Raw genomic sequence first — 21,341 nt, forward strand, 5'->3', positions numbered from 1 at the left:
TTACTTTTCTAATTTTTCTTTTTTAGACAATAGAACCGTTCCTATCATTGCTGTCAATAACAAAATAGAGGCGAATTCAAACGGAACCATATATTCGTTTAATAGAATTTTACCCAAAACATTGATGGATTGGTAATCTTCACCAGTAGCTACATATTCTCCAACAATTGGTTTTGAATTGGTAAAAATGGCAATCAATACCAAGCATACTAAACAAAACGAAACAATTGCACCTAAGCGCGTAATTCTTGGTTTATGTACTTCATCTTCCTTATTCAAATTCATTAACATGATTGTAAATAAGAACAAAATCATAATCGCACCAGAGTAAACAATGATATGAACTATAGCCAAAAATTGAGCATTCAATAATAAATAATGACCTGCAATCGAGAAGAAACAAATCACTAAGTAAATAGCACTATGTATTGGATTTCGGGTAAAAACTGTTAGAAAGGCACTGGCCAATGTAATAAAGCCTAACAGGCAAAAAACGATGAGTACTGTAGACATTAGTTAGCGTTTTGAAGTTGAGTATTTTTTATCGCCATTTCTAAAGGCATTACCAATTTATCTTTTCCAAAAATAAAGTCTTCTCTATCGTAATTAGCAGGAACTAACTCTTTTGAAATAGTTAAATAAATAGCATCTTTAGGACAAGCCTCTTCGCACAAACCACAGAAAATACAACGCAACATATTGATTTCGTAGATTTCGGCATATTTTTCTTCGCGATACAAGTGTTTTTCATCTGCCTTACGCTCTGCTGCTTTCATCGTAATGGCTTCAGCAGGACATGATAACGCACATAACCCACACGCAGTACAGTTTTCTCTACCTTGTTCATCTCTTTTCAACATGTGCTGTCCTCTGTAAACTGGACTCATAGTACGCACTTGTTCTGGGTAATGAATTGTGGCTTTCTTTTTAAAGAAGTGTTGGATTGTAATGAATAAACCTTTTACAATCGCCACAAGATACATACGCTCCAAAAAGGTCATCTCCTTATTGGAAACCATCTTTTTTCTACCCGATAATGATATAGTTTCTATTGACATTTTTTCTTTTTATTTAAAGCTAATCCTGCTATCCGCTATATCTTTTATTTTTTAAAGAAAAAAATAAAAGGATACCGCTACTATCAGGGCTAGGGCTCTTCGTAATTAAATTAGAATCCTAAATAAGCAGCAATATCTGCTCTCAAAATAACAATTCCAGTAATGATAATATTGATAATCGAAAGTGGAATCAAAATTCTCCAACCTAAGTGCATCAATTGGTCGTATCTAAATCTTGGTATCGTCCATCTTACCCACATATAGAAAAAGATGAATCCGAATATTTTTGCAAATAAAATAACTATTCCGATAATATTACCAATATTCACTCCCCAGTTTTCAACAGCATACGCCATTCCTGGATAATTATACCCACCAAAGAATAAAATAGATAATATAGTCGATGAGATAAACATATTAGCATATTCAGCAAATAAGTAGAATCCCATTTTCATAGAAGAATATTCCGTATGGTAACCACCGATCAATTCACTTTCACATTCTGGTAAGTCAAATGGCGTACGATTACTTTCTGCAAAAGCACAAATCAAAAAGATTAAGAACGATAAGGGTTGATAAAACACATTCCAGTTCATTTCTGCTTGTTGCTCAGAGATTTCTCTAAGGCTCAAAGTTCCTGTCATCATCAATAAAGCAATCATTGATAATCCCATAGCCACCTCGTATGATACCATTTGAGAAGCCGCACGAACAGCTCCCATCAATGAGAATTTATTATTAGAAGCCCATCCACCAATCATGATTCCGTATACCCCAATTGAAACTACTCCAAAAAAGTATAAAAGGCCAATATTAATATCAGTAGCTTGTAGTAAAATGTCTTTTCCAAAAAGATGCAAACGGTCGCCCCAAGGAATAACAGCACTTGTCATTAAAGCAGTTCCCATAGCAATACCAGGACCTACAAAAAACAAAAAGCGGTTTGGCGTATTAGGCTCAAATTCTTCTTTAGCAAAAAGTTTCAAACCATCTGCCAAAGGTTGAAATAAACCACCCCATCCAGCTCTGTTTGGTCCTACGCGGTCTTGTAAAAATGCTGCAACTTTACGTTCTGCCCATGTAGAATACATAGCCACAAGCATAGTAATTGCAAATACAACTACGATTACAACACTTTTTTCTATTATAAAAGTACTATCCATTTTTGTTCGAATCTATTAAGTTGCCATCAATTTTTTCATTGTAATCAATCTCAGCCATACTGATTTTTTTACGGTCTTGAGCTCTACCTAATAAGATATTTTCTTCTGTATCGATGATTACTTTTTCTGTTTTGGTGTAATTGTTTTGGTTGATAACAGAATCTTTTTCAAAAACTCTTGGTCCTTCAATTACCCAATCATTTACATCTTTCTTATCAAAACGACAAGTGTTACAAATGAACTCTTCTACTTCGTGGTACTCGTCTTTTCTTCCAGTTACACGTTGAATTTCGCCACCAAACATCCAAACGGTAGTTTTACCACAACATCCTGGAGTAGTACATTCTCTATGTGCATTATAAGGTTTGTTAAACCAAACTCTCGATTTGAAACGGAAGGTTTTGTCAGTCAATGCTCCAACAGGACATACATCAATCATATTTCCTGAGAATTCATTGTCAATCGCTTTAGAAATACAAGTTGAGATATTAGCATGATCTCCTCTGTCTAATACACCGTGTACGCGATTGTCTGTTAGTTGGTCGGCAACTTGTACACATCTTTGGCACAATATGCAACGATTCATATGTAGTTGAATATTTGGACCAATATTTTCAGGTTCAAATGTTCTTTTTTCTTCAATATAACGAGTTTGAGATTTCCCGTGTTCAAAGCTTAAGTTCTGTAAATCACATTCTCCTGCTTGGTCACATATTGGGCAATCTAATGGATGGTTGATGAGTAAAAACTCCGTTACTGCTTTTCTAGCTTCTGTAACTCTTTCAGAAGATTTACTGTTTACTTCCATTCCGTCCATACAGCCTGTTACACAAGAGGCCATTAATTTTGGCATTGGTCTTGGGTCAGCTTCACTTCCTTTGGATACTTCAACTAAACAACAACGGCATTTACCACCGCTCCCTTTTAATTTAGAATAATAACACATCGCTGGCGGAACTACATCTCCACCAATCATACGAGCGGCTTGTAGGATGGTTGTTCCTGGTTCTACTTCTATGGACTGACCGTCTATTGTTACTTTCATTTTTTTTGGTCTTAATGTCAAAAAAATACTTTTTTGATTTTTTAACTTTTAACTATAAGGTTACTTTACCAACTAAGTGCTTAACCTGTTCAAAAGGTTCTGCAACAAAATGATCTCTGTTTTTTATTTTTTCTGGGAAACGAATATGGTATTCAAATTCGTCTCTAAAATGGCGAATAGCAGCAGCTACTGGCCATGAAGCCGCATCACCTAATGGACAAATAGTGTTTCCTTCGATTTTACTCTGAATACTCAACAACAAATCAATATCTTCTTCGCGTCCGTGTCCGTTTTCGATACGGTGCAATACTTTTTCTAACCAACCAGTACCTTCACGACAAGGTGTACATTGTCCACAACTTTCATGGTGATAGAAACGAGAGAAATTCCAAGTGTTTCTAACAATACAGCTAGTGTCATTATACACAATGAATCCACCAGAACCTAACATAGACCCCGTAGCAAAACCACCATCGCTCAATGACTCATAAGTCATCAATCGGTCTTCACCTGCAGCAGTTTTGTAGATTAAGTTAGCTGGTAAAATTGGCACCGAACTTCCTCCTGGTACAAATGCTTTCAAAGGACGGTCAGAACTCATTCCTCCTAAATATTCATCAGAATTCATGAATTCGTATACGCTTAACCCTAGTTCTATTTCGTAAACCCCAGGATTTTTGATGTGTCCAGAAGCGGAGATTAATTTGGTTCCTGTAGATCTTCCTACACCTATTTTAGCATAATCAGCTCCAGAATTGTTGACAATCCAAGGCACTGCAGCAATAGTTTCCACATTGTTAACTACGGTTGGATTAGCCCAAAGACCAGAAACCGCAGGGAAAGGTGGTTTGATACGTGGATTACCACGTTTTCCTTCTAAAGATTCAATAAGAGCAGTTTCTTCTCCACAAATATAAGCTCCACCACCACAGTGAACATGTAGCTCTAAATCGTAACCTGTTCCTAATATATTTTTTCCTAACCATCCTGCAGCTTTTGCTTCAGCAATGGCTCTTTCTAAAATCTTGTAAACCCACATGTATTCTCCACGAATATAGATGTAAGAACGATTAGCGCCTAGTGCATAACTAGAAGTAATCATACCTTCAATCAATAAATGCGGAATATATTCCATCAAGAAACGATCCTTGAAGGTTCCTGGTTCAGATTCGTCAGCATTACAAACTAAATGGCGTGGTTTTCCTGATTTTTTATCAATAAAACTCCATTTCATACCCGCTGGGAATCCTGCTCCACCACGACCTCTTAAACCAGACGTTTTTACTTCCTCTACAACTTCATCAGGAGTCAAGGTTTTTAAGGCTTTTTCAACAGAAGCATAGCCACCATTCGCACGATAGACTTCGTAGGTTTTTATTTCTGGAATATTGATTTTGTCTAATAATATTTTTTGTGACATCTTATTTATCGTGTAATATTATTTTATTATCTCGGCAATCAGTAATGATTTGATCGATTTTCTCTTCAGTCAAATGTTCTTTGTAGAAATCACCCAATTGCATCATTGGTGCATAGCCACAAGCTCCTAAGCATTCCACTCCTCTTACTTCGAACAAGCCATCTGCTGTGGGTTCTCCCACTTTAACTCCTAGTTTCTCACAAGTATAGTCCATTAAATTTTCTACACCATTTAAACAACAAGGCGAAGTTTGGCAAAATTCGAACATATATTTTCCAATTGGTCTTTGATTGAACATGGTGTAAAAAGTAACCACTTCATAGACTTCGATGGGTTTGATGTGAAGAATTTCAGCTACTTTATTCTGTAGTTCAATGCTTAACCAGTTGTCATGAGCATCTTGAACTTCATGCAAAACAGGCAATAGTGCTGATTTTCTTTTGTCTTCAGGATAATGACTGATTAGTTCATTGATGCGTTCCATCAATGCATCAGTCATATTTATTTCTTGATTGTAATGTTTTCTTTCCATTTTTATATTGTTTGCCGCAAAGGCTCAAAGTCACAAAGTTTTTTTAAATCTTAAATCTAAAAAAGCACTGCTTTAAAATCGTTAAGCATCTAATTCTCCTGCGATAACATTTAAACTTGATAATATTACTATCGCATCTGAAAGCATAGCGCCTTGAATCATTTCAGGATAGGCTTGATAATAAATAAAACAAGGCCTACGGAAATGCAAACGATATGGGGTTCTACTTCCGTCGGATACTAAATAAAACCCAATTTCACCATTAGCTCCTTCAACCGGATGGTATACTTCTCCAACAGGAACTGGAACTTCACCCATAACAATCTTGAAATGATAAATCAAAGATTCCATAGTAGTGTACACATCTTCTTTTGGAGGCAAATAATACTCAGGAACGTCAGCGTGGTATTCATTTCCAGCTGGCATTTTAGCTAAAGCTTGTTTGATAATGCTTAAACTTTCCCAAACTTCTGCATTACGTACACAAAAACGGTCATAAGTATCACCTGATTTTCCTACTGGTACAATAAAATCAAAGTCTTCGTAAGATGAATAAGGTTGCGCCACACGAACATCATAATCTACACCTGCAGCACGTAAATTTGGACCAGTAAATCCATAAGCTAAAGCTTTTTCAGCAGTTATGGCACCTACATTTACAGTTCTGTCAATAAAGATTCTATTTCTTTCGAATAAGTTTTCAAATTCTTTCCAAGCTACTGGAAATTCTTCTAAGAAGATATCTAGTTTACGGAAAGCCTCTGGCGACCAGTCTCTTTCGAAACCGCCAATTCTTCCCATATTGGTAGTTAAACGAGCTCCACAAATTTCTTCGTAGATTTCATATATTTTTTCACGGAATTGAAATACATACAAGAAACCTGTATAGGCTCCTGTATCTACTCCTAGAATAGAGTTACAAATTAAGTGATCGGCAATACGTGCCAATTCCATTACAATAACTCTCAGATATTGCGCTCTTTTTGGTACTTCAACACCTAATAATTTTTCTAATGTCATCCACCATCCTAAATTGTTGATAGGAGACGAGCAATAGTTCATACGGTCTGTCAGCGGAGTGATTTGATAAAACGGACGATTTTCGGCTATTTTTTCGAATGCTCTATGGATGTATCCAATGGTTGGTTCAGCTTCTAATATTTTTTCTCCATCCATCAATAAGATGTTTTGAAAAATACCGTGAGTAGCTGGGTGAGTTGGTCCTAAATTCAGAATCGAAAGTTCACTTCCGTCTTCATTATGACGCTCTTTGATTATTTTAGCATAGCGATGCTCTGGTGGTAATAATAGTTCTGACATTTATCTAATGTGAAAAATTATAGGTTCTTTTTTTAGCAATTCGAAGGTGTTCTTCCGAAGAATCGGTCATCTTTGTCTGTTCTTCCGCTGTCTTCCATTGGGAATTCTTTACGCATTGGGAAAGAAACCATCTCGTCCATATTCAAAATTCTTTTCAATTGCGGATGACCAATAAAGTTGATTCCGAAGAAATCATAGGTCTCACGTTCCATCCAATTGGCACAAAGAAATATATTAGCTATTGATTTTACTTCTGGTTGTGAACCGTTCAAAAAGGTTTTGATTCGGATGCGCTTGTTTTCGTACCAATTGTGCATATGATACACTACAGCAAATTGTCTTTCTTCTTCATTGTCGGGATAATGAACACCGCATAGATCGGTTAAGAAGTGAAAACGTAATTGTGGATCATTTTTTAGGAAAAGAATGACAGCGGTGATTACATCAGCTGAAACTTCAAATGAAAAAATGTCTCTGTCTTGATTGAATTGAAAAACAGCAGTTCCAAAAGTAGCTACTAATTTTTCTTGTATTTCGGTTGTTTCTAATGCCATCTTTTATTTGATATTATAAGAAGCTAATAATTCTTGATATTCTGGAGAGCTTCGTCTTCTAACCGATTCGTTTTTTACAATTTCTTGTAATTTCATCACTCCTTCAACAATTTGTTCTGGTCTTGGAGGACATCCTGGAACATAAACATCAACAGGGATTATTTTGTCAATTCCTTGAAGCACAGAGTAGGTGTCGAATATTCCGCCAGATGAAGCACAAGCTCCAACGGCAATTACCCACCTTGGTTCTGACATTTGTTCGTATACTTGACGTAGAATTGGGCCCATTTTTTTTGAAATAGTTCCCATAACCATCAACATATCTGCTTGTCTTGGAGAAAAACTTACCCTTTCTGATCCAAAACGCGCTAAGTCATAGTGGGAAGCCATAGTTGCCATGAATTCGATACCGCAACATGAAGTCGCAAAAGGTAGTGGCCACAATGAATTGGCTCTAGCTAGTCCTACAACATCGTTCAATTTGGTAGCGAAAAAACCTTCGCCAACAACTCCTTCTGGAGGAGCAACCATTTTTGTGTTAGAGTCTGTCATAATTGATATAGTATTCAATTTCTATTGTCTTGTATTTATTCCCACTCAAGGGCTTTTTTCTTGATTATATAGAAAAAACCAACGAGTAACAAAAGCATAAAAATAATCATTTTTATCATACCTTCGATACCTAACTCCTTGAAATTGATGGCCCAAGGGTATAAAAAGATAACTTCAACATCAAATAAAACGAAAAGGATGGCAACCAAAAAGTATTTTACGGAAAAAGGAATTCGAGCGTTACCCACAGATTCAATCCCGCACTCGAAGTTTTTGTCTTTGTTGGCAGAATTTCTTTTTGGACCTAATTTTCCTGAAATAAAAATAATTCCAGCTACAAATCCTACTGCGAGAAGCAATTGCATTAAGATTGGAATGAAGTTGATTTGTTCGGTTTGCATAGTAGTTTTTTTTCTTGCTTAAACGAGCCACAAAGATAGGTTGCAAGGATTTAAAACACAAGTTAAATACCTGATTTCACTTCTAAACGTTTGTTAATCTAATCTAATTTTTAATGATTATAAATAAGAATTATTATGCTGTACTTTTTTGAGTTAAAAATAAAAAAAAGCGCTTCGAATAATTTCGAAGCGCTTTACTTTTTTGCAAAAAAATACTGTGATATTTTTAAGCTTAAATTACTGTTACCATGGCAGCAACTTTACCTTTTCTTCCTTCTTCTTCTTCATAGCTCACACGGTCACCTTCGCGTAATTCTTCCGCTTTGATTCCTGATGCATGAACAAAAATGTCTTTTCCTGTTTCTTCGTCTGTAATGAATCCGTAACCTTTAGACTCATTGAAAAATTTAACTGTACCTGTACGCATTGTAATAATAATAATAATTTATAATGTGACAAATGTAATCTTTAATATAATACAAAAATGATTCGTGTCATACTTTTTTTTCAAAAATATTGATATACAGACTATTCAGGTCTTATTTTGAATTTAATTGAATGTGTAATTCGTTTAATTGAGAATCATCAATTGTTGATGGAGCGTCGATCATTACGTCTCTTCCAGAATTGTTTTTTGGGAAGGCAATAAAATCACGAATGGTTTCTTGACCACCCAAAATAGCTACCAATCGATCCAATCCAAAAGCTAAACCACCGTGAGGAGGTGCGCCAAATTGAAAAGCATCCATTAAGAATCCGAATTGTGCTTTGGCTTCTTCTTCTGTGAAACCTAAGTATTTAAACATTAATTGTTGAGTAGCTTTATCGTGAATACGAATAGAACCTCCTCCAATTTCATTTCCATTCAAAACCATATCATAAGCATTGGCTCTTACTTTTCCAGGGTTGGTTTCTAGTAAGTGCAAGTCTTCTGGTTTTGGTGAAGTAAATGGGTGGTGCATTGCGTGATAGCGTCCGCTTTCTTCATCAAATTCTAATAATGGAAAATCAACTACCCATAGTGGTGCAAATTCTGCAGGATTTCTTAATCCTAAACGTGTAGCCAATTCCATTCGCAATGCTGAAAGTTGCGCTCTTGTTTTGTTAGCAGGACCAGACAATACAAAAATCATATCTCCTGGTTTGGCACCCGTTGTTTTTGACCAATTTGTTAAATCGTCTTGATCGTAAAATTTATCTACAGATGATTTGTAAGTACCGTCCTCGTTACATTTTACATAAACCATTCCGCTTGCACCCACTTGTGGACGTTTTACCCAATCAATTAATGCGTCAATTTCTTTACGAGTATAATTGCCTGCACCTGGAACAGCAATACCTACAACTAATTCTGCCAAATTGAAAACGGAGAATTCTTTGTGTTGTGCAAAAGCATTCAATTCTCCAAACTCCATTCCAAAACGAATGTCTGGTTTGTCGTTTCCGTAGGTTTTCATAGCATGTTCGTACGTCATTCTTGGGAATTTGTCAACTTCTATGCCTTTTAATTCTTTTAGTAAATGACGTGTAAGTCCTTCAAAAACATTTAAAATGTCTTCTTGTTCTACAAATGCCATTTCACAATCTATTTGTGTAAACTCAGGTTGTCTGTCAGCACGTAAATCTTCGTCACGGAAACATTTTACAATCTGAAAATATTTATCCATTCCACCCACCATCAATAATTGTTTGAAGGTCTGTGGTGATTGTGGTAAAGCATAAAACTGTCCTTCATTCATTCTTGAAGGAACTACGAAATCTCTGGCGCCTTCTGGAGTAGATTTGATCAAGTAAGGGGTTTCTACTTCACAAAAATCTAAATCAGAAAGGTATTTGCGTACTTCCATTGCCACTTTGTGACGGAATAACAAGCTGTTTTTTACTGGATTTCTTCGAATGTCCAAGTAACGATATTTCATTCGGATATCTTCGCCACCATCGGTTTCGTCTTCGATAGTAAACGGAGGAGTTAGTGCAGCATTTAAAATGCTTAGTTCTGTTACTAAAATTTCAATGGCTCCAGTTGGAATATTGTTGTTTTTGGCCTCGCGTTCAATCACGGTTCCTTTAACCTGAATTACAAATTCTCTTCCTAAGGTTTTGGCTAATTCAAATACCGCTTTGTCGGTACGGCTTTCGTCAAAAATCAATTGTGTAATTCCGTAACGGTCTCTTAGGTCGACCCAATTCATGAATCCTTTATCTCGAGATTTTTGTACCCATCCCGCTAAAGTTACTTCTTGATTAATATGTGAGGCGTTCAATTCGCCACAATTATGACTTCTATACATGTTCCAAATTTTAGACTGCAAAAGTAAACACAAAAATTAAATTAACGCCAAAAGTTTGCAACATCCTTTTCATTTTTAAAAATATGTTAATTTTTCACTTTAAATGATTTTTACTCCTATGTTTGATGTGCATTAACACAAAAAACAACTTTATGAAAAAACTATGTATTGTGGCTCTTTTGGCTTTGGGAATACACGGAAGTCAGGCACAAAAAAAAGAAGCTTTTACCCTTCAAGCTGAAATTGCGAATCGTAATAGTGATACCATTCGAATTTTGAATAGAACTAATGGGAAAGAACTTTTAAAAATTGGAGTTGATAAGAAAGGCCTTTTTAAAGGAAGTGCTCCTGTTGAAAAAGGTTTCTATATGTTGTATGATGGCAAAGAGTACACACAATTGTATTTGAAGAATAATTTCAACTTGAAATTAAAAATGGATGCTAAACAATTTGATGAGTCTATAGTTTATAGCGGAGTAGGAGCAGTTGAGAATAATTTCTTGGCCCAAAATACTGTTTCAGAATCTAAATTTGATTACACTTCATTATTGGCGGCAGACGAAGCTAATTTTGCAAAACGCATTGAAGAAAAAAAAGCAGCTGATATTGCTAGTTTGGAAGGTAAAAAATTAGATCCTGAATTTGTTGCTCTTCAAAAACAAAGTATCGAAATGAATTTAGCTTCATTAAAAGAATACCATCAGCAAATGATGGACAGTAATAAAATGAATGGCGGCGTATCACCAACTTTTGAATATGATAATTATAAAGGTGGAAAAACGAAATTAGAGGATTTTAGAGGAAAGTACGTGTACATTGATGTTTGGGCTACTTGGTGCGGACCTTGTCGTCAGGAGATTCCATTTCTCAAAAAGACTGAAGAGAAATATCATGATAAAAATATCGTATTCTTGAGTATGTCTATTGATAAAGTAAAAGATGTTGAAAAATGGAGAACTATGGTGAAAGAAAAAGAATTGGGTGGTGTTCAGGTTTTTGCTGATAATGATTGGAATTCTAAGTTTGTACAGGATTATAAAATTACTGGAATTCCAAGATTTATATTGGTAGATCCAAAAGGAAATATTGTAAAAGCTGATGCTCCAAGACCTTCTTCTGCAGAATTACCTACATTATTAGATTCTTTGCTTAATTAATCATTTTTTATAACAATCTTATATAAATCAGCTGTTTACGGCTGATTTTTTTGTTTTCAAGTTTTTCCAATGTTAAGTTTTTACTCAATGTTACGAAATTGTTATCAAAAAGTTTTTTAAATGTAAAGTATTTCATAATTTTGGTAAAAGAAAGATATAAATCATTAAAAACTAACGATATGAAAAGATATTTAATAGCAGTAGCATTGGTGTTCTCAGGAATGATATATGCACAAGATTCTAAACCAGTTTTAGAGCCTTTTGGAAAAAAAGTAAAAGCTACTTATTTCTATGATAACGGACAAGTACAACAAGAAGGTTATTTTGAAAACGGTAAACTAGAAGGATACTGGGTAGCTTACAATGAAGATGGAACCAAAAAAGCATCTGGATTTTATAAAGACGGAGCAAAAGTAGGCAAATGGTTTTTTTGGAAAGAAGTAAACTTAAGCGAAGTAGATTATTCTAATAATGCTATCGCAATGGTTAAAACTTGGAAACAAGAAGCTGTTGCAGTAAAAAATTAATTTCTTTTTTTAGTTAATTAAAAAGGCCGTCTAATCAAATTAGACGGCCTTTTTGTTAAACAAAACAAATATTCAAAAATTAAAGGGTATGCTTTGGATTGAAACCATCTTCGCTCAATTCCGTATGCACATAATCTTCTGTTATTAAAGCTTCATAATCCGTTTTCTCTTCTTTACTAAACTTATGGATGATTTTTTCCATGATTTCATAAATCACTGGTACAATAATCAAAGTTAAGAACAACGAACTGATCAATCCACCAATAATAACCCAAGCTAAACCATTTTTCCATTCGGCACCTGCTCCTGATGCTAATGCAATTGGGAACATACCAAAAACCATCGCAATAGTAGTCATCAAGATAGGACGTAAACGTGCATGATTTGCTTGTATCAATGCTGTACGAATGGTTTCGCCAGCGGCTCTTCTTTGGTTGGTGTAATCGACAAGCATAATCGCATTTTTACAAACCAAACCAATCAACATGATGATACCCAAAATGGTGAAAATATTCAAGGAGTTATTGGTCAAGGCTAAAGCTAGCATAGCTCCGATAAACGATAGTGGGATTGCAAATAGTACTACAAATGGATGGACAAAACTATCATACAAACCTACCATTACTAAATAAACCAAAATAATAGCAGCTAGTAAAGCAATTCCTAAGGTTCCAAAACCTTCACTTTGGTTTTCTTGATCTCCACCCCAAATGTAATTTACTCCAACTGGTTTTTCTAATTTATCTAATTTTTCTTGCCATTGTGTTACGATGGTTCCTGCAGGAACTCCTACGTTTTGCCCTTGAACAGTCACAGATGCAGTTTTATCTCTACGTTCTAATTGACTTGGTCCCGAACCTTCTGTAATGGTAGCAAATTGTGATAATTTGATTTGTTGACCAGCACTGTTTACAAAGATTAGATTACTTACATCAGTAATGTCTTTTCTGTCGAAAGCATTGTATTTGATGTTGATGTCATATTCATATTCTCCTGCTCTGAATTTACCATCAGTATTTCCGCTGTAAGCTGTTTGCATGGTTAAACCAACAGTTTGTAATGTCAATCCCAAAGCAGCCATTTTATCACGGTCTACTTTAACGTTGATTTCAGGATTTCCATCTTCAACTGTTAATTTTATTTCTGTGGTTCCAGGAATTTTTCTTAATTCGGCTTCTGCTAGTTTAGCAAATTTCATGGCACTTTCTACATTCGATCCTGTAACGATAAGTCCAAGTTTTGCATCTTCAGCAGTTCCTAAAATACCCACAGGTACTGTTTTAACTTTTGAACCTACTAAGACTTTTTCTAATTGGCGTTTGATTTTTGCAGCATAAACTGAGGCATCATCTTTACGATCTTTTTGATCAATCATTTTTACGTCAATTTCTGCTTTGTAAGCTGTAGCTTGAGAAGCTCCCATCCCTTCAGACGTTTGCCCAACGGTTGTAATTTGAGATTTTACATATTCTTGTTTTTTCAAATACGCTTCGGCTTTTTGAGTCATAAAGTTCGTTTGTTCTAGCGAAGCATCTTTTGGCATTTCTATTTGTACCAAAAACTCCCCACTATCTGATGAAGCAAAAAACTCCCCACCAATAAAACCACCACCTAATAATCCAATAGTAGAAGCAAAGAATAAAATTAAAACTACCCCAATGGTTTTGAAATAATGATCCAAACACCACTCTAAAATTCCAGTTACCCAATGGGTGAATCGTGAAAGCATGCTTTCGAAAGCTAAAATCATTTTTCCGAATAGATTATTCCCTTCGATATGCTCTAATTTTCCGAATCTTGAAGACAACCATGGAATAATGGTGAACGAAGCCAAAAGGGATAATAAAGTAGAAATAACTACCGTCATACAGAATTGCGTAATAATGTTTGATACCAAACCAGTACTCATGGCAATTGGTAAAAACACAACCACAATAACTAAGGTAATTGAAGTAACGGTTCCTCCAATTTCAGCAGTTCCATCGAATGCAGCACGAACACGGTTTTTACCCATTTCCATGTGCCTATAAATATTCTCGAGCACCACAATGGCATCGTCGACCAGAATACCTACTACAAGGGATAAACCTAATAAACTCATCAAGTTTAAAGTATAGCCTAAAAGATAGATACCAATGAACGTTGCAATTAAGGATGCAGGGATAGAAACCATTACAATCAATGAGTTTCTTACACTGTGTAAGAAGAACAACATTACTAAGGCTACCAAGATTACTGCAATCAATAAATCGTGAATCACAGAATCTGCTGCTTCTAATGTAAATACAGTACTATCTTTTGCAATGGATAATTTTAGTTCATTGCTTTTGTAATCGTTTTCTAATTTTTGAATTGTTTTTACCAGTAATTCGCTAACTGCTACTGCATTCGCATCGGATTGTTTTACGATTTGAAGAACGATAGCGCTCTTTTGATCTACACGAGCTACTTTTTCGGCAATTTTTTGAGTGTCTTGCACATCAGCAATATCTTTTAAACGAATTTGAATGCCGTTTTGAGAAGAGATAACAAGATTTCTTAATTCCTCAACATTTTTGTATTTACCCGCTAAACGGATTAATATTTTTTGCTCACGCGTTTGAATGTTTCCAGTAGGAAAATCTAGATTAGACGATAAAATCATTTGTTGTACTTGTGGTACGGACAAATTGTAGCCTTGCATTTTTACTGCGTCTAGGTTAACTTGTATTTCACGTTCTTGACCTCCAATGATGTTTACTTGTGCTACACCTTCTACACGCGATAATACAGGTGCGATTTTTTTGTCAATTAAATCATAAAATGCAGCTTCGTCCATTTTCCCATTGGCCCCCAATGTCATAATGGGCAAATCACTCAAAGAGAATTTAGTCAAGGATGGTGGGTCAGCATCGTCTGGCAAGTCGCTCAACACGGCATTGATTTTTCGTTGCGCGTCGTTCATCGAAATGTCAACATCAGCATTAGATGTTAATGTAATGGATACAATCGAAAGACTTTCATACGATTTAGAATCAATTTTCTTGATGTTCTCAAGTGAAGCAATAGCGTCTTCGACTTTTTTGGTCACGGTGTTTTCTACCTCACTTGGAGAAGCTCCAGGGTAAACTGTAGAAACCGTGATTACGTTGGTTTCAAATTTTGGTATCAATTCGTAGCCCAATTGGCTGTAACTGAATAGTCCACCAAGAATCAGGATTGTAAACAATACAATCACTAACGACGGACGTTTTATGGATATTTCTGCTAATTTCATATATAGTGGTTGTTGATCTTTACAATCAATTATTTAATAATTTCTACTGAATTACCGTCTTGCAAATTAATTTGACCTGTAGTAATAACTGTTTCACCATTAGTCAAACCGTTTAAGATTTCTACTTTGTCACCTAAAATTCTTCCAGCAGTTACTGTTTTTAGTTTTGCAAATCCGTTTTCTACTGTAAATATTTGATTACTGCTTACACTTCCTACAAAAGCAGTTCTAGGAACAATAGTCATAGTTTGTTTTTGTTGAGCGGATTTAAATAAAGCGGTACCATACATTCCAGCTTTTATGTCATTATTGGCATTGTTTGCAATTTCGATTTCAATAGGAAAATTTAAATTGCTGTCAGCTTTTGCTGCTACAAAGGTGATTCTTCCGCTAAATTCTTTGTCTGGAAATACGCTGGTTTTTACAGCAATGGTATTGCCTACTCTTAAGCTAGCCACTTGTCCTTCGCTAACGGTTACTTTTAGTTTTAGTTTGCTAACGTTTACAATGTCAAACAAAGCGGTGGCTGGCATAGCCGAAAGCATAGAACCTGGTTCAATATATTTTTTATTGATGATTCCGTTGATTGGTGCTTTTATTCTGGTATCGCCAACATTGATTTTGGCTTGCTTATAATTAGCTTCAGCATTTGTAAGTGCTAATTTAGCTTGATCTAATTGTTGTTTAGTAACACCGCCAGTTTTGAAGGCATTGTCAAAACGGTTGTAATCAGATTTGGCGTTCATGTATGCTGCTTCGGCTGCTTGTGCATTTACATTAATTACATCTCCTCTTACTATTGCTAAAGTTTGTCCTACACTCACTCGATCTCCTTCTTTGGCTAATACTTTAATTACTTTTCCTGAGTGTTCCGCTGAAAAGGTTAATTCTTGAGTGGGTTCAAAATTTCCATTGGCTACAAAATCCAAAGAAACTTCTTCTGTTTTTACTTGGGCAACTTTTACAGAAATACTTGCGTTTTTCTCAGCGACTACGGCAATTTTTTCGGCATTGGACTCTTTGTTCTTCATTAAGATGTAGCCAATTAAGCCTAATGCTCCCAAGATAATTATGATGGTTACTATATTTTTTTTCATAGTTTAGTTATTTATTAATGATTTTAGTTCTCCTTTTGATTTTACTAGTTTTATTTCTGCTAATTTGTAATCTAAAATTGCTGCGGTATAGTTGTTTTGTGCTTCGGTTGCGGCATTTTCAGCATCTAATAAATCCGTTAATGATGCCAATCCTTGTAAATAATTGTTGTTCGTGTTTTTAAGGATTTCCTCAGCAAGACGCATGTTTTCCTTTTGGTTTGTGATTGTGATTATGCTGTTTTCAATTTGAGTATTCGCATTTTTGTAATCTAAATCCAAAGCCAATTGAGTATCCTTGATATCTTCTTGAACTGATCTCAATTCTACATCTGTTTGTCTTACTTTAGCGCGAGTTCCGAATCCAGTAAAGATGGGTACTCTTAAATTTAATGCCACAGAAGAGAAATCAGACCAATATACACCATCGGCAGGTTTTTTGAACCAAGGCATCTCTGGACCTTGACCGATGAAGCTATAATTAGCCGCCAATGATAAAGTAGGATAGTAGTTCGCTATGGCTGCTTTTTTCTGATAGTTTAAAAGCTCTTCTTGTTTTTTTAACAACAAAAACTCCGTTCTTGTATTTGCGTTTGGTGCTTCTGAAAGGGCCAATGGAGTCATTTCAAATTCTGTATTTGGGAATTCGATTTTGGTCTCTATTGGCATTCCGATATAGAATTTTAATGCATTTTCTTGTAATTGCAATAGGTTTACAATTTGTTGTTTTTGAGTAGTTACGTTAGTCACTCTCACATTCATTCGGTCTAAATCAATTTTTTTAGCCAAACCATTTTCGAACTGTCCTTTTACGATATCACGTACTTTTTCAGTGATCTTGAATGTGTTTTCTAAAAGCGTTAGTTTTTCGCGTAACACATAGATTTGGTAGTAGTTATTTGCTACCCCTTCGATTACTTGTTCTTCGGTTAATTTATCGTTGATTTGATAAAACTCTCTAGTTGATTTAGCGGCTTGTAAACCTGTAAAAACGGATTGATCAAAAAGAGCTTGGGTTAAAGTAACTCCACCTACAGAATTCCATTTTTGTCCAAAAGCTACTTGAATAGCGGTGCCAGGTTGTCCAAACGCACTACCATCAATTACACTTGTTTGTAACACCGGATTGTAAGTTAAACTTCCGTTGGCAGTAATCTGAGGTAATGCTCTTGAGCGAACTTCTTGAATTTGGTATTCACTATTTTCGACTTTTAATTTTGCTTTTTTTGCATCAGCTTTATTTTCTAAAGCATAAACTAATGCATCTTTTAAAGTAAGCTTCTTTACTTCTTGTGCTTGAAGATTTATCACAAGTAAAAAGACTGTGAGTATTGAAAGTGGGTATTTCATAGGTTAAAATTTGTTTGAAACGTTTTGATGAATGATTATATGATGGAGTGATTTTCCAGTTGTTTTTCTAGTTCGATAATTCCTGCTAATGTGGCCATAGCTCTAATGTGATATTCAAGTGCTTCTAATTCTAGCTGTTGAGCTTCTTTTTCAGAAATTGTATTTCCGTTGATTTCAAAGACTAGCGTATAATAGAATTTTACATAGGTATCTTGGGGTATATCGGATCGGTACAATCCTTCTCTGATTCCTTTTTCGATATTTTGTTTAAAAACGGTATTGCACTCATTAACTTCTCTATCAACGAGCTTATTATAGATTTCTGGGTAATGTTTCTTTAATTGATACATCGGTGAAGTGTCGCCAGCATTGAACATCTCTTTAAACATTTTTCGGATTTCAAAATTTTCCTGAATGGCGTTGAAGTCTTGTTGTACAATGGCATCAATACTTTGATGTACTTCTTTGTGCATTACTTCAGTACTTTCTTCGATTAGTACCTCTTTGTTGCAGAAATATTTATAAATAGTTTTTTTTGAAATACACATTTCTCCGGCTATATCATCCATGGTGATGCTCTTGAAACCAAGTTTCAAAAACAGTTCAGTTGCTTTAGCCATTATTTTTTCTTTCATAAGTACTATAACTTTTTATTCTAATTTTTTTAGTGTCTATTAAGACAAAATTAAGTTTAAAATTTTATTTAAAATATTGATTTTCAATTTTTTATATTTCAAATTCTAAATTGGCAACCAATTTGATGTCTTGGCCAATAGAAATTCCGCCGTGTTGATAATTGCTATTGTACCAAAGATCAAAATCACTTCGTTTTATTTTAGCTGTAACCTCTAATGAAGCTTTTTGATGACCGTCATAATTATGGATTCCAATAAATTCGGTGTCTAATTCTAGTGTTTTGGTTACATCTTTTATAGTCAAATCTCCTTTTATGAAATTGATGTTTTTATTTACTTTTTGAAAAGAAGTCGATTTGAATCGAATGATAGGATGGGCTTCTACATCAAAAAAGTCGCTTAATTTGGTATGAGAATCTATTTGCTCCATCTTGTTGTAGTTGTTATTTGCATCCAATGAAAATTCTACTGCTGCATCTTCTATGACATCTTGATCCATGACTACATACCCACTGAAGGAATTTGTGTTTCCACCCAAATAGGCTATAACTGAATGTCTTGCTTCTATCAAAACGTCGGATTGATTAGAATTGATGGACCATTTTGGATTCATGAGGGTATGGTTTAATTAGTTTTTGGAAATTTTATTGTTTTGGTATTTAGACAAATGATTTGACATTTTGACGAGGCAAATATAGGAAGGAAACTTTAGATACCAAAAAAGTTTCCGTTGTATTTTTAGTTTCCATCGTTTTTAACAGTCTAAAACGTTTTCGGTAATCAAAATTTAACAGTTGTTACACATGAATTTAATGAAACCGAAGCTTTTTTCTGGTGATATTATGCTCGTGAATTGTATCTTTGAACCTTTGCTAATCGAATTTATATAGTCATGCAGTCAGTTTCAGCGTATCAGTCTTTTTTTGTTACTTATTTAAAAAATCAAGTGATTCAAAAAGAACCTCAAAATCTTTATGAACCTATTCAATATATTTTGTCTTTGGGTGGGAAGCGAATGCGTCCCGTACTCACGCTGATGAGTGCCGAAATTTTTGATACCAATTATCAAAAAGCCTTGCCGGCAGCTATGGCGGTAGAGGTGTTTCATAATTTTTCTTTGGTGCATGACGACATTATGGATGCGGCTCCTTTGCGAAGAGGACACGAAACGGTACATGAAAAATGGGATACCAATACTGGGATTTTGTCTGGCGATGCAATGCTGATTTTGGCTTATCAATATTTTGAAAAATACGAACCGAAAACGTTTCGTAAGCTAGCTAAATTGTTCAGTAAAACAGCTCTTGAAGTTTGTGAAGGCCAGCAATGGGACGTTGATTTCGAAACGAGAATAGATGTTACGATTCCTGAATACTTGAAAATGATTGAATTCAAAACAGCCGTTTTAGTAGCTGCTGCCATGAAGATGGGGGCGATTATTGCTAAGACGTCTAAATCGAATGCTAAGTTGATTTATGACTTTGGATTGAATTTAGGTATTGCCTTTCAGTTACAAGACGATTTTCTGGATGCTTTTGGCGACCCTGCTACTTTTGGCAAACAAGTTGGAGGCGATATTATTGAGAATAAAAAGACCTTTTTGTTTTTGAAAGCAATGGAATTCTCAACGGCTACTCAAAAATCTCGTTTGTTGCATTTGTTTTCAGAACACCTTGAAAATTCGGAAGCCAAAATCGAGGAAGTAAAACAGATTTTTAATGAGAGTGGTGCTTCATTGGCTACCCAAGAGGCTATAAAAGAGTATACACATCAAGCCTTTGATACTTTAGATAAAATGAATATTGATGCAGATAAAAAAGCATTATTGAGAGCTTTTGGTGAAAACCTGATGGGAAGAAAAGTATAATATAAAAAGCTTTAAATCCTAATTCTAATGGATGTGAGGCAAGAATAAAAACGTAATCTTTACCTTTAATTTATGTATGTAGCACCCTTAAATACGGATCATTTACTTTCTGAAGCAGAAAAGGAAAATCTGTATGTAAAATTGGTAGCTCAAATCAATAAAGATTTTAATCTTGCCAACGAAGGCATTGATTTTCCTATGAGTATATTGCCTGAGGAACTCAAAATTCAATTACAAGAAAAGATATACCGACTCATTCAATATAAGTTTGCCGAATATCTAAATCTACTCTATATTATCGATGTGCCAGAAAACGAAATTAAACAACTCGATGGTTCTGATATTATAACATTATCAGGTCAAGTTTCGTTTTTGATTCTGAAAAGAGAATGGCAAAAGGTCTGGTTTAGAAATTATTATCGTTGAGTTTAAAGGTGAAATTTCTCATCAGAAACTACCTTTTTTCATTTCTCAATTTCTTTTTAAATCAGAAACTTAGCTTCTAAGTCTCTCCGAGTCTTAGAAATAAACCCTCACAAAAGGCATAAAAGCTTCGCTGTAAATACTCTTGTTGTCGTCGTGTAATACATTGTAGCGAACCCCAAAAGTAACATTGTTGGTTCTGTAACCCGCACCTAGATATAAGGCGGTATTCCAAAAATTATTCGAAGCCAAGTTGCCAGTAATGGTTCTGTAATCAGTGTTGAATCGCAATTGTTCTAGTTCAGCGGATAATTGAATTTCCGGAATTGGATTTACCAATCCAATCAAGCTTCCGCCATACGTATACGTTTCATAACTGTTTTTGGCTTTAATATATCCAAATTGCAAACTTCCTCCTAAGGCCACGTATTGGTTAAAATTATAAATGGCGCTTGGTGAGATAGAAATATCTGTAAATCCTGACCCGAAATTCAATCCAACTCCTCCTCCAAATTGAATGTTTTTGCTAAAAGTATTCGAATTGGACTGTTGTGCATACATCGATTTCGTAAAACTAAATAGTACAAAAACCAAAATGGCTTTGAAAGCCGTAAAAAAATCATATTTTTTCATGATATTAGGTTTAATTTAACAAAAACAGAGGTAAAAGTAGGCAAAAAAATGAATTAGTTATAA

Annotated in this window: 22 protein-coding genes; 4 read left to right on the plus strand and 18 right to left on the minus strand. The window is 35.0% G+C overall.

All coding sequences use genetic code 11. From position 1 onward, the window contains the following. The 12 genes from WFZ86_RS09070 to aspS form a co-directional block, all read right to left on the minus strand. Positions 1 to 513, minus strand: a complete 513-nt coding sequence (locus WFZ86_RS09070) for an NADH-quinone oxidoreductase subunit J family protein (RefSeq protein ID WP_342691643.1) — start codon at positions 511 to 513, stop codon at positions 1 to 3. Continuing rightward, on the minus strand, positions 513 to 1,058 hold the full coding sequence (locus WFZ86_RS09075) for a NuoI/complex I 23 kDa subunit family protein (protein WP_342691644.1): 546 nt from the start codon (positions 1,056 to 1,058) through the stop codon (positions 513 to 515). Before WFZ86_RS09075 ends, WFZ86_RS09070 begins: the two co-directional genes overlap by 1 nt. 110 nt (positions 1,059 to 1,168) lie before the next feature. Beyond that, a complete protein-coding gene (nuoH, locus tag WFZ86_RS09080) occupies positions 1,169 to 2,221 on the minus strand; it encodes an NADH-quinone oxidoreductase subunit NuoH (RefSeq protein WP_342691645.1) in 1,053 nt (350 codons plus the stop codon). Beyond that, positions 2,214 to 3,266: an NADH-quinone oxidoreductase subunit G gene (locus WFZ86_RS09085; protein WP_159688405.1), complete on the minus strand. Its 1,053-nt coding sequence runs from the start codon at positions 3,264 to 3,266 to the stop codon at positions 2,214 to 2,216. The genes nuoH and WFZ86_RS09085 overlap by 8 nt, the downstream gene beginning before the upstream one ends. A 52-nt stretch (positions 3,267 to 3,318) precedes the next feature. After that, positions 3,319 to 4,686 (minus strand): NADH-quinone oxidoreductase subunit NuoF, encoded by a 1,368-nt coding sequence (nuoF, locus tag WFZ86_RS09090; protein ID WP_342691646.1) that lies wholly within the window; start codon positions 4,684 to 4,686, stop codon positions 3,319 to 3,321. A gap of 1 nt (position 4,687) precedes the next feature. Next, a complete protein-coding gene (locus WFZ86_RS09095; protein ID WP_342691647.1) occupies positions 4,688 to 5,218 on the minus strand; it encodes a complex I 24 kDa subunit family protein in 531 nt (176 codons plus the stop codon). A gap of 81 nt (positions 5,219 to 5,299) precedes the next feature. Then, entirely contained in the window at positions 5,300 to 6,538 is a 1,239-nt protein-coding gene (locus tag WFZ86_RS09100; RefSeq protein WP_342691648.1) for an NADH-quinone oxidoreductase subunit D, read from the minus strand. A gap of 32 nt (positions 6,539 to 6,570) precedes the next feature. Next, positions 6,571 to 7,092 carry an NADH-quinone oxidoreductase subunit C gene (locus WFZ86_RS09105; RefSeq protein ID WP_298298591.1) on the minus strand — a complete coding sequence of 174 codons (522 nt, stop codon included), beginning with the start codon at positions 7,090 to 7,092 and terminating at the stop codon, positions 6,571 to 6,573. 3 nt (positions 7,093 to 7,095) lie between these two features. Further along, a complete protein-coding gene (locus WFZ86_RS09110; RefSeq protein WP_298298660.1) occupies positions 7,096 to 7,644 on the minus strand; it encodes an NADH-quinone oxidoreductase subunit B in 549 nt (182 codons plus the stop codon). 35 nt (positions 7,645 to 7,679) lie between these two features. Then, positions 7,680 to 8,045 carry an NADH-quinone oxidoreductase subunit A gene (locus tag WFZ86_RS09115; protein WP_342691649.1) on the minus strand — a complete coding sequence of 122 codons (366 nt, stop codon included), beginning with the start codon at positions 8,043 to 8,045 and terminating at the stop codon, positions 7,680 to 7,682. Between the two features lie 232 nt (positions 8,046 to 8,277). Next, on the minus strand, positions 8,278 to 8,472 hold the full coding sequence (locus WFZ86_RS09120) for a cold-shock protein (RefSeq protein WP_064715353.1): 195 nt from the start codon (positions 8,470 to 8,472) through the stop codon (positions 8,278 to 8,280). Positions 8,473 to 8,584: 112 nt separating this feature from the next. Further along, the gene (gene aspS, locus WFZ86_RS09125; protein ID WP_342691650.1) at positions 8,585 to 10,336 is read right to left on the minus strand and encodes an aspartate--tRNA ligase; all 1,752 of its coding nucleotides are present in this window, start codon (positions 10,334 to 10,336) and stop codon (positions 8,585 to 8,587) included. A 152-nt stretch (positions 10,337 to 10,488) separates the two neighbouring features. On the opposite strand from aspS, the gene WFZ86_RS09130 reads away from it, so the two are divergent. Together WFZ86_RS09130 and WFZ86_RS09135 are read left to right on the plus strand one after the other, a co-directional pair. After that, positions 10,489 to 11,493, plus strand: a complete 1,005-nt coding sequence (locus WFZ86_RS09130) for a TlpA family protein disulfide reductase (RefSeq protein ID WP_342691651.1) — start codon at positions 10,489 to 10,491, stop codon at positions 11,491 to 11,493. Positions 11,494 to 11,672: 179 nt separating this feature from the next. Beyond that, entirely contained in the window at positions 11,673 to 12,020 is a 348-nt protein-coding gene (locus tag WFZ86_RS09135) for a toxin-antitoxin system YwqK family antitoxin (protein ID WP_342691652.1), read from the plus strand. A 79-nt stretch (positions 12,021 to 12,099) separates the two neighbouring features. Here the strand turns inward: WFZ86_RS09135 and WFZ86_RS09140 are convergent, their stop codons facing one another. From WFZ86_RS09140 to WFZ86_RS09160, 5 genes are all read right to left on the minus strand, one after another. Further along, positions 12,100 to 15,276, minus strand: coding sequence for an efflux RND transporter permease subunit (locus tag WFZ86_RS09140; RefSeq protein ID WP_342691653.1), 3,177 nt, complete (start codon positions 15,274 to 15,276; stop codon positions 12,100 to 12,102). A 29-nt stretch (positions 15,277 to 15,305) separates the two neighbouring features. After that, positions 15,306 to 16,373 (minus strand): efflux RND transporter periplasmic adaptor subunit, encoded by a 1,068-nt coding sequence (locus tag WFZ86_RS09145; RefSeq protein ID WP_342691654.1) that lies wholly within the window; start codon positions 16,371 to 16,373, stop codon positions 15,306 to 15,308. Positions 16,374 to 16,376: 3 nt separating this feature from the next. Then, complete coding sequence (locus tag WFZ86_RS09150; protein ID WP_342691655.1) at positions 16,377 to 17,720, minus strand: TolC family protein; 1,344 nt, start codon at positions 17,718 to 17,720, stop codon at positions 16,377 to 16,379. A gap of 35 nt (positions 17,721 to 17,755) precedes the next feature. Further along, positions 17,756 to 18,355 carry a TetR/AcrR family transcriptional regulator gene (locus WFZ86_RS09155; protein WP_342691656.1) on the minus strand — a complete coding sequence of 200 codons (600 nt, stop codon included), beginning with the start codon at positions 18,353 to 18,355 and terminating at the stop codon, positions 17,756 to 17,758. Positions 18,356 to 18,446: 91 nt separating this feature from the next. Beyond that, on the minus strand, positions 18,447 to 18,968 hold the full coding sequence (locus WFZ86_RS09160; RefSeq protein ID WP_342691657.1) for a YceI family protein: 522 nt from the start codon (positions 18,966 to 18,968) through the stop codon (positions 18,447 to 18,449). A gap of 279 nt (positions 18,969 to 19,247) precedes the next feature. On the opposite strand from WFZ86_RS09160, the gene WFZ86_RS09165 reads away from it, so the two are divergent. Beyond that, positions 19,248 to 20,222, plus strand: a complete 975-nt coding sequence (locus WFZ86_RS09165; RefSeq protein WP_342691658.1) for a polyprenyl synthetase family protein — start codon at positions 19,248 to 19,250, stop codon at positions 20,220 to 20,222. A 72-nt stretch (positions 20,223 to 20,294) separates the two neighbouring features. Further along, positions 20,295 to 20,648, plus strand: coding sequence for a hypothetical protein (locus tag WFZ86_RS09170; protein ID WP_342691659.1), 354 nt, complete (start codon positions 20,295 to 20,297; stop codon positions 20,646 to 20,648). A 93-nt stretch (positions 20,649 to 20,741) separates the two neighbouring features. On the opposite strand, the gene WFZ86_RS09175 is transcribed toward WFZ86_RS09170, so the two are convergent. Next, a complete protein-coding gene (locus WFZ86_RS09175) occupies positions 20,742 to 21,278 on the minus strand; it encodes a hypothetical protein (RefSeq protein ID WP_342691660.1) in 537 nt (178 codons plus the stop codon). Positions 21,279 to 21,341 lie beyond the last annotated feature (63 nt).

Origin of the sequence: Flavobacterium polysaccharolyticum (genome assembly GCF_038739875.1) — a bacterium.
In the GTDB taxonomy this organism is placed as follows: domain Bacteria; phylum Bacteroidota; class Bacteroidia; order Flavobacteriales; family Flavobacteriaceae; genus Flavobacterium; species Flavobacterium polysaccharolyticum.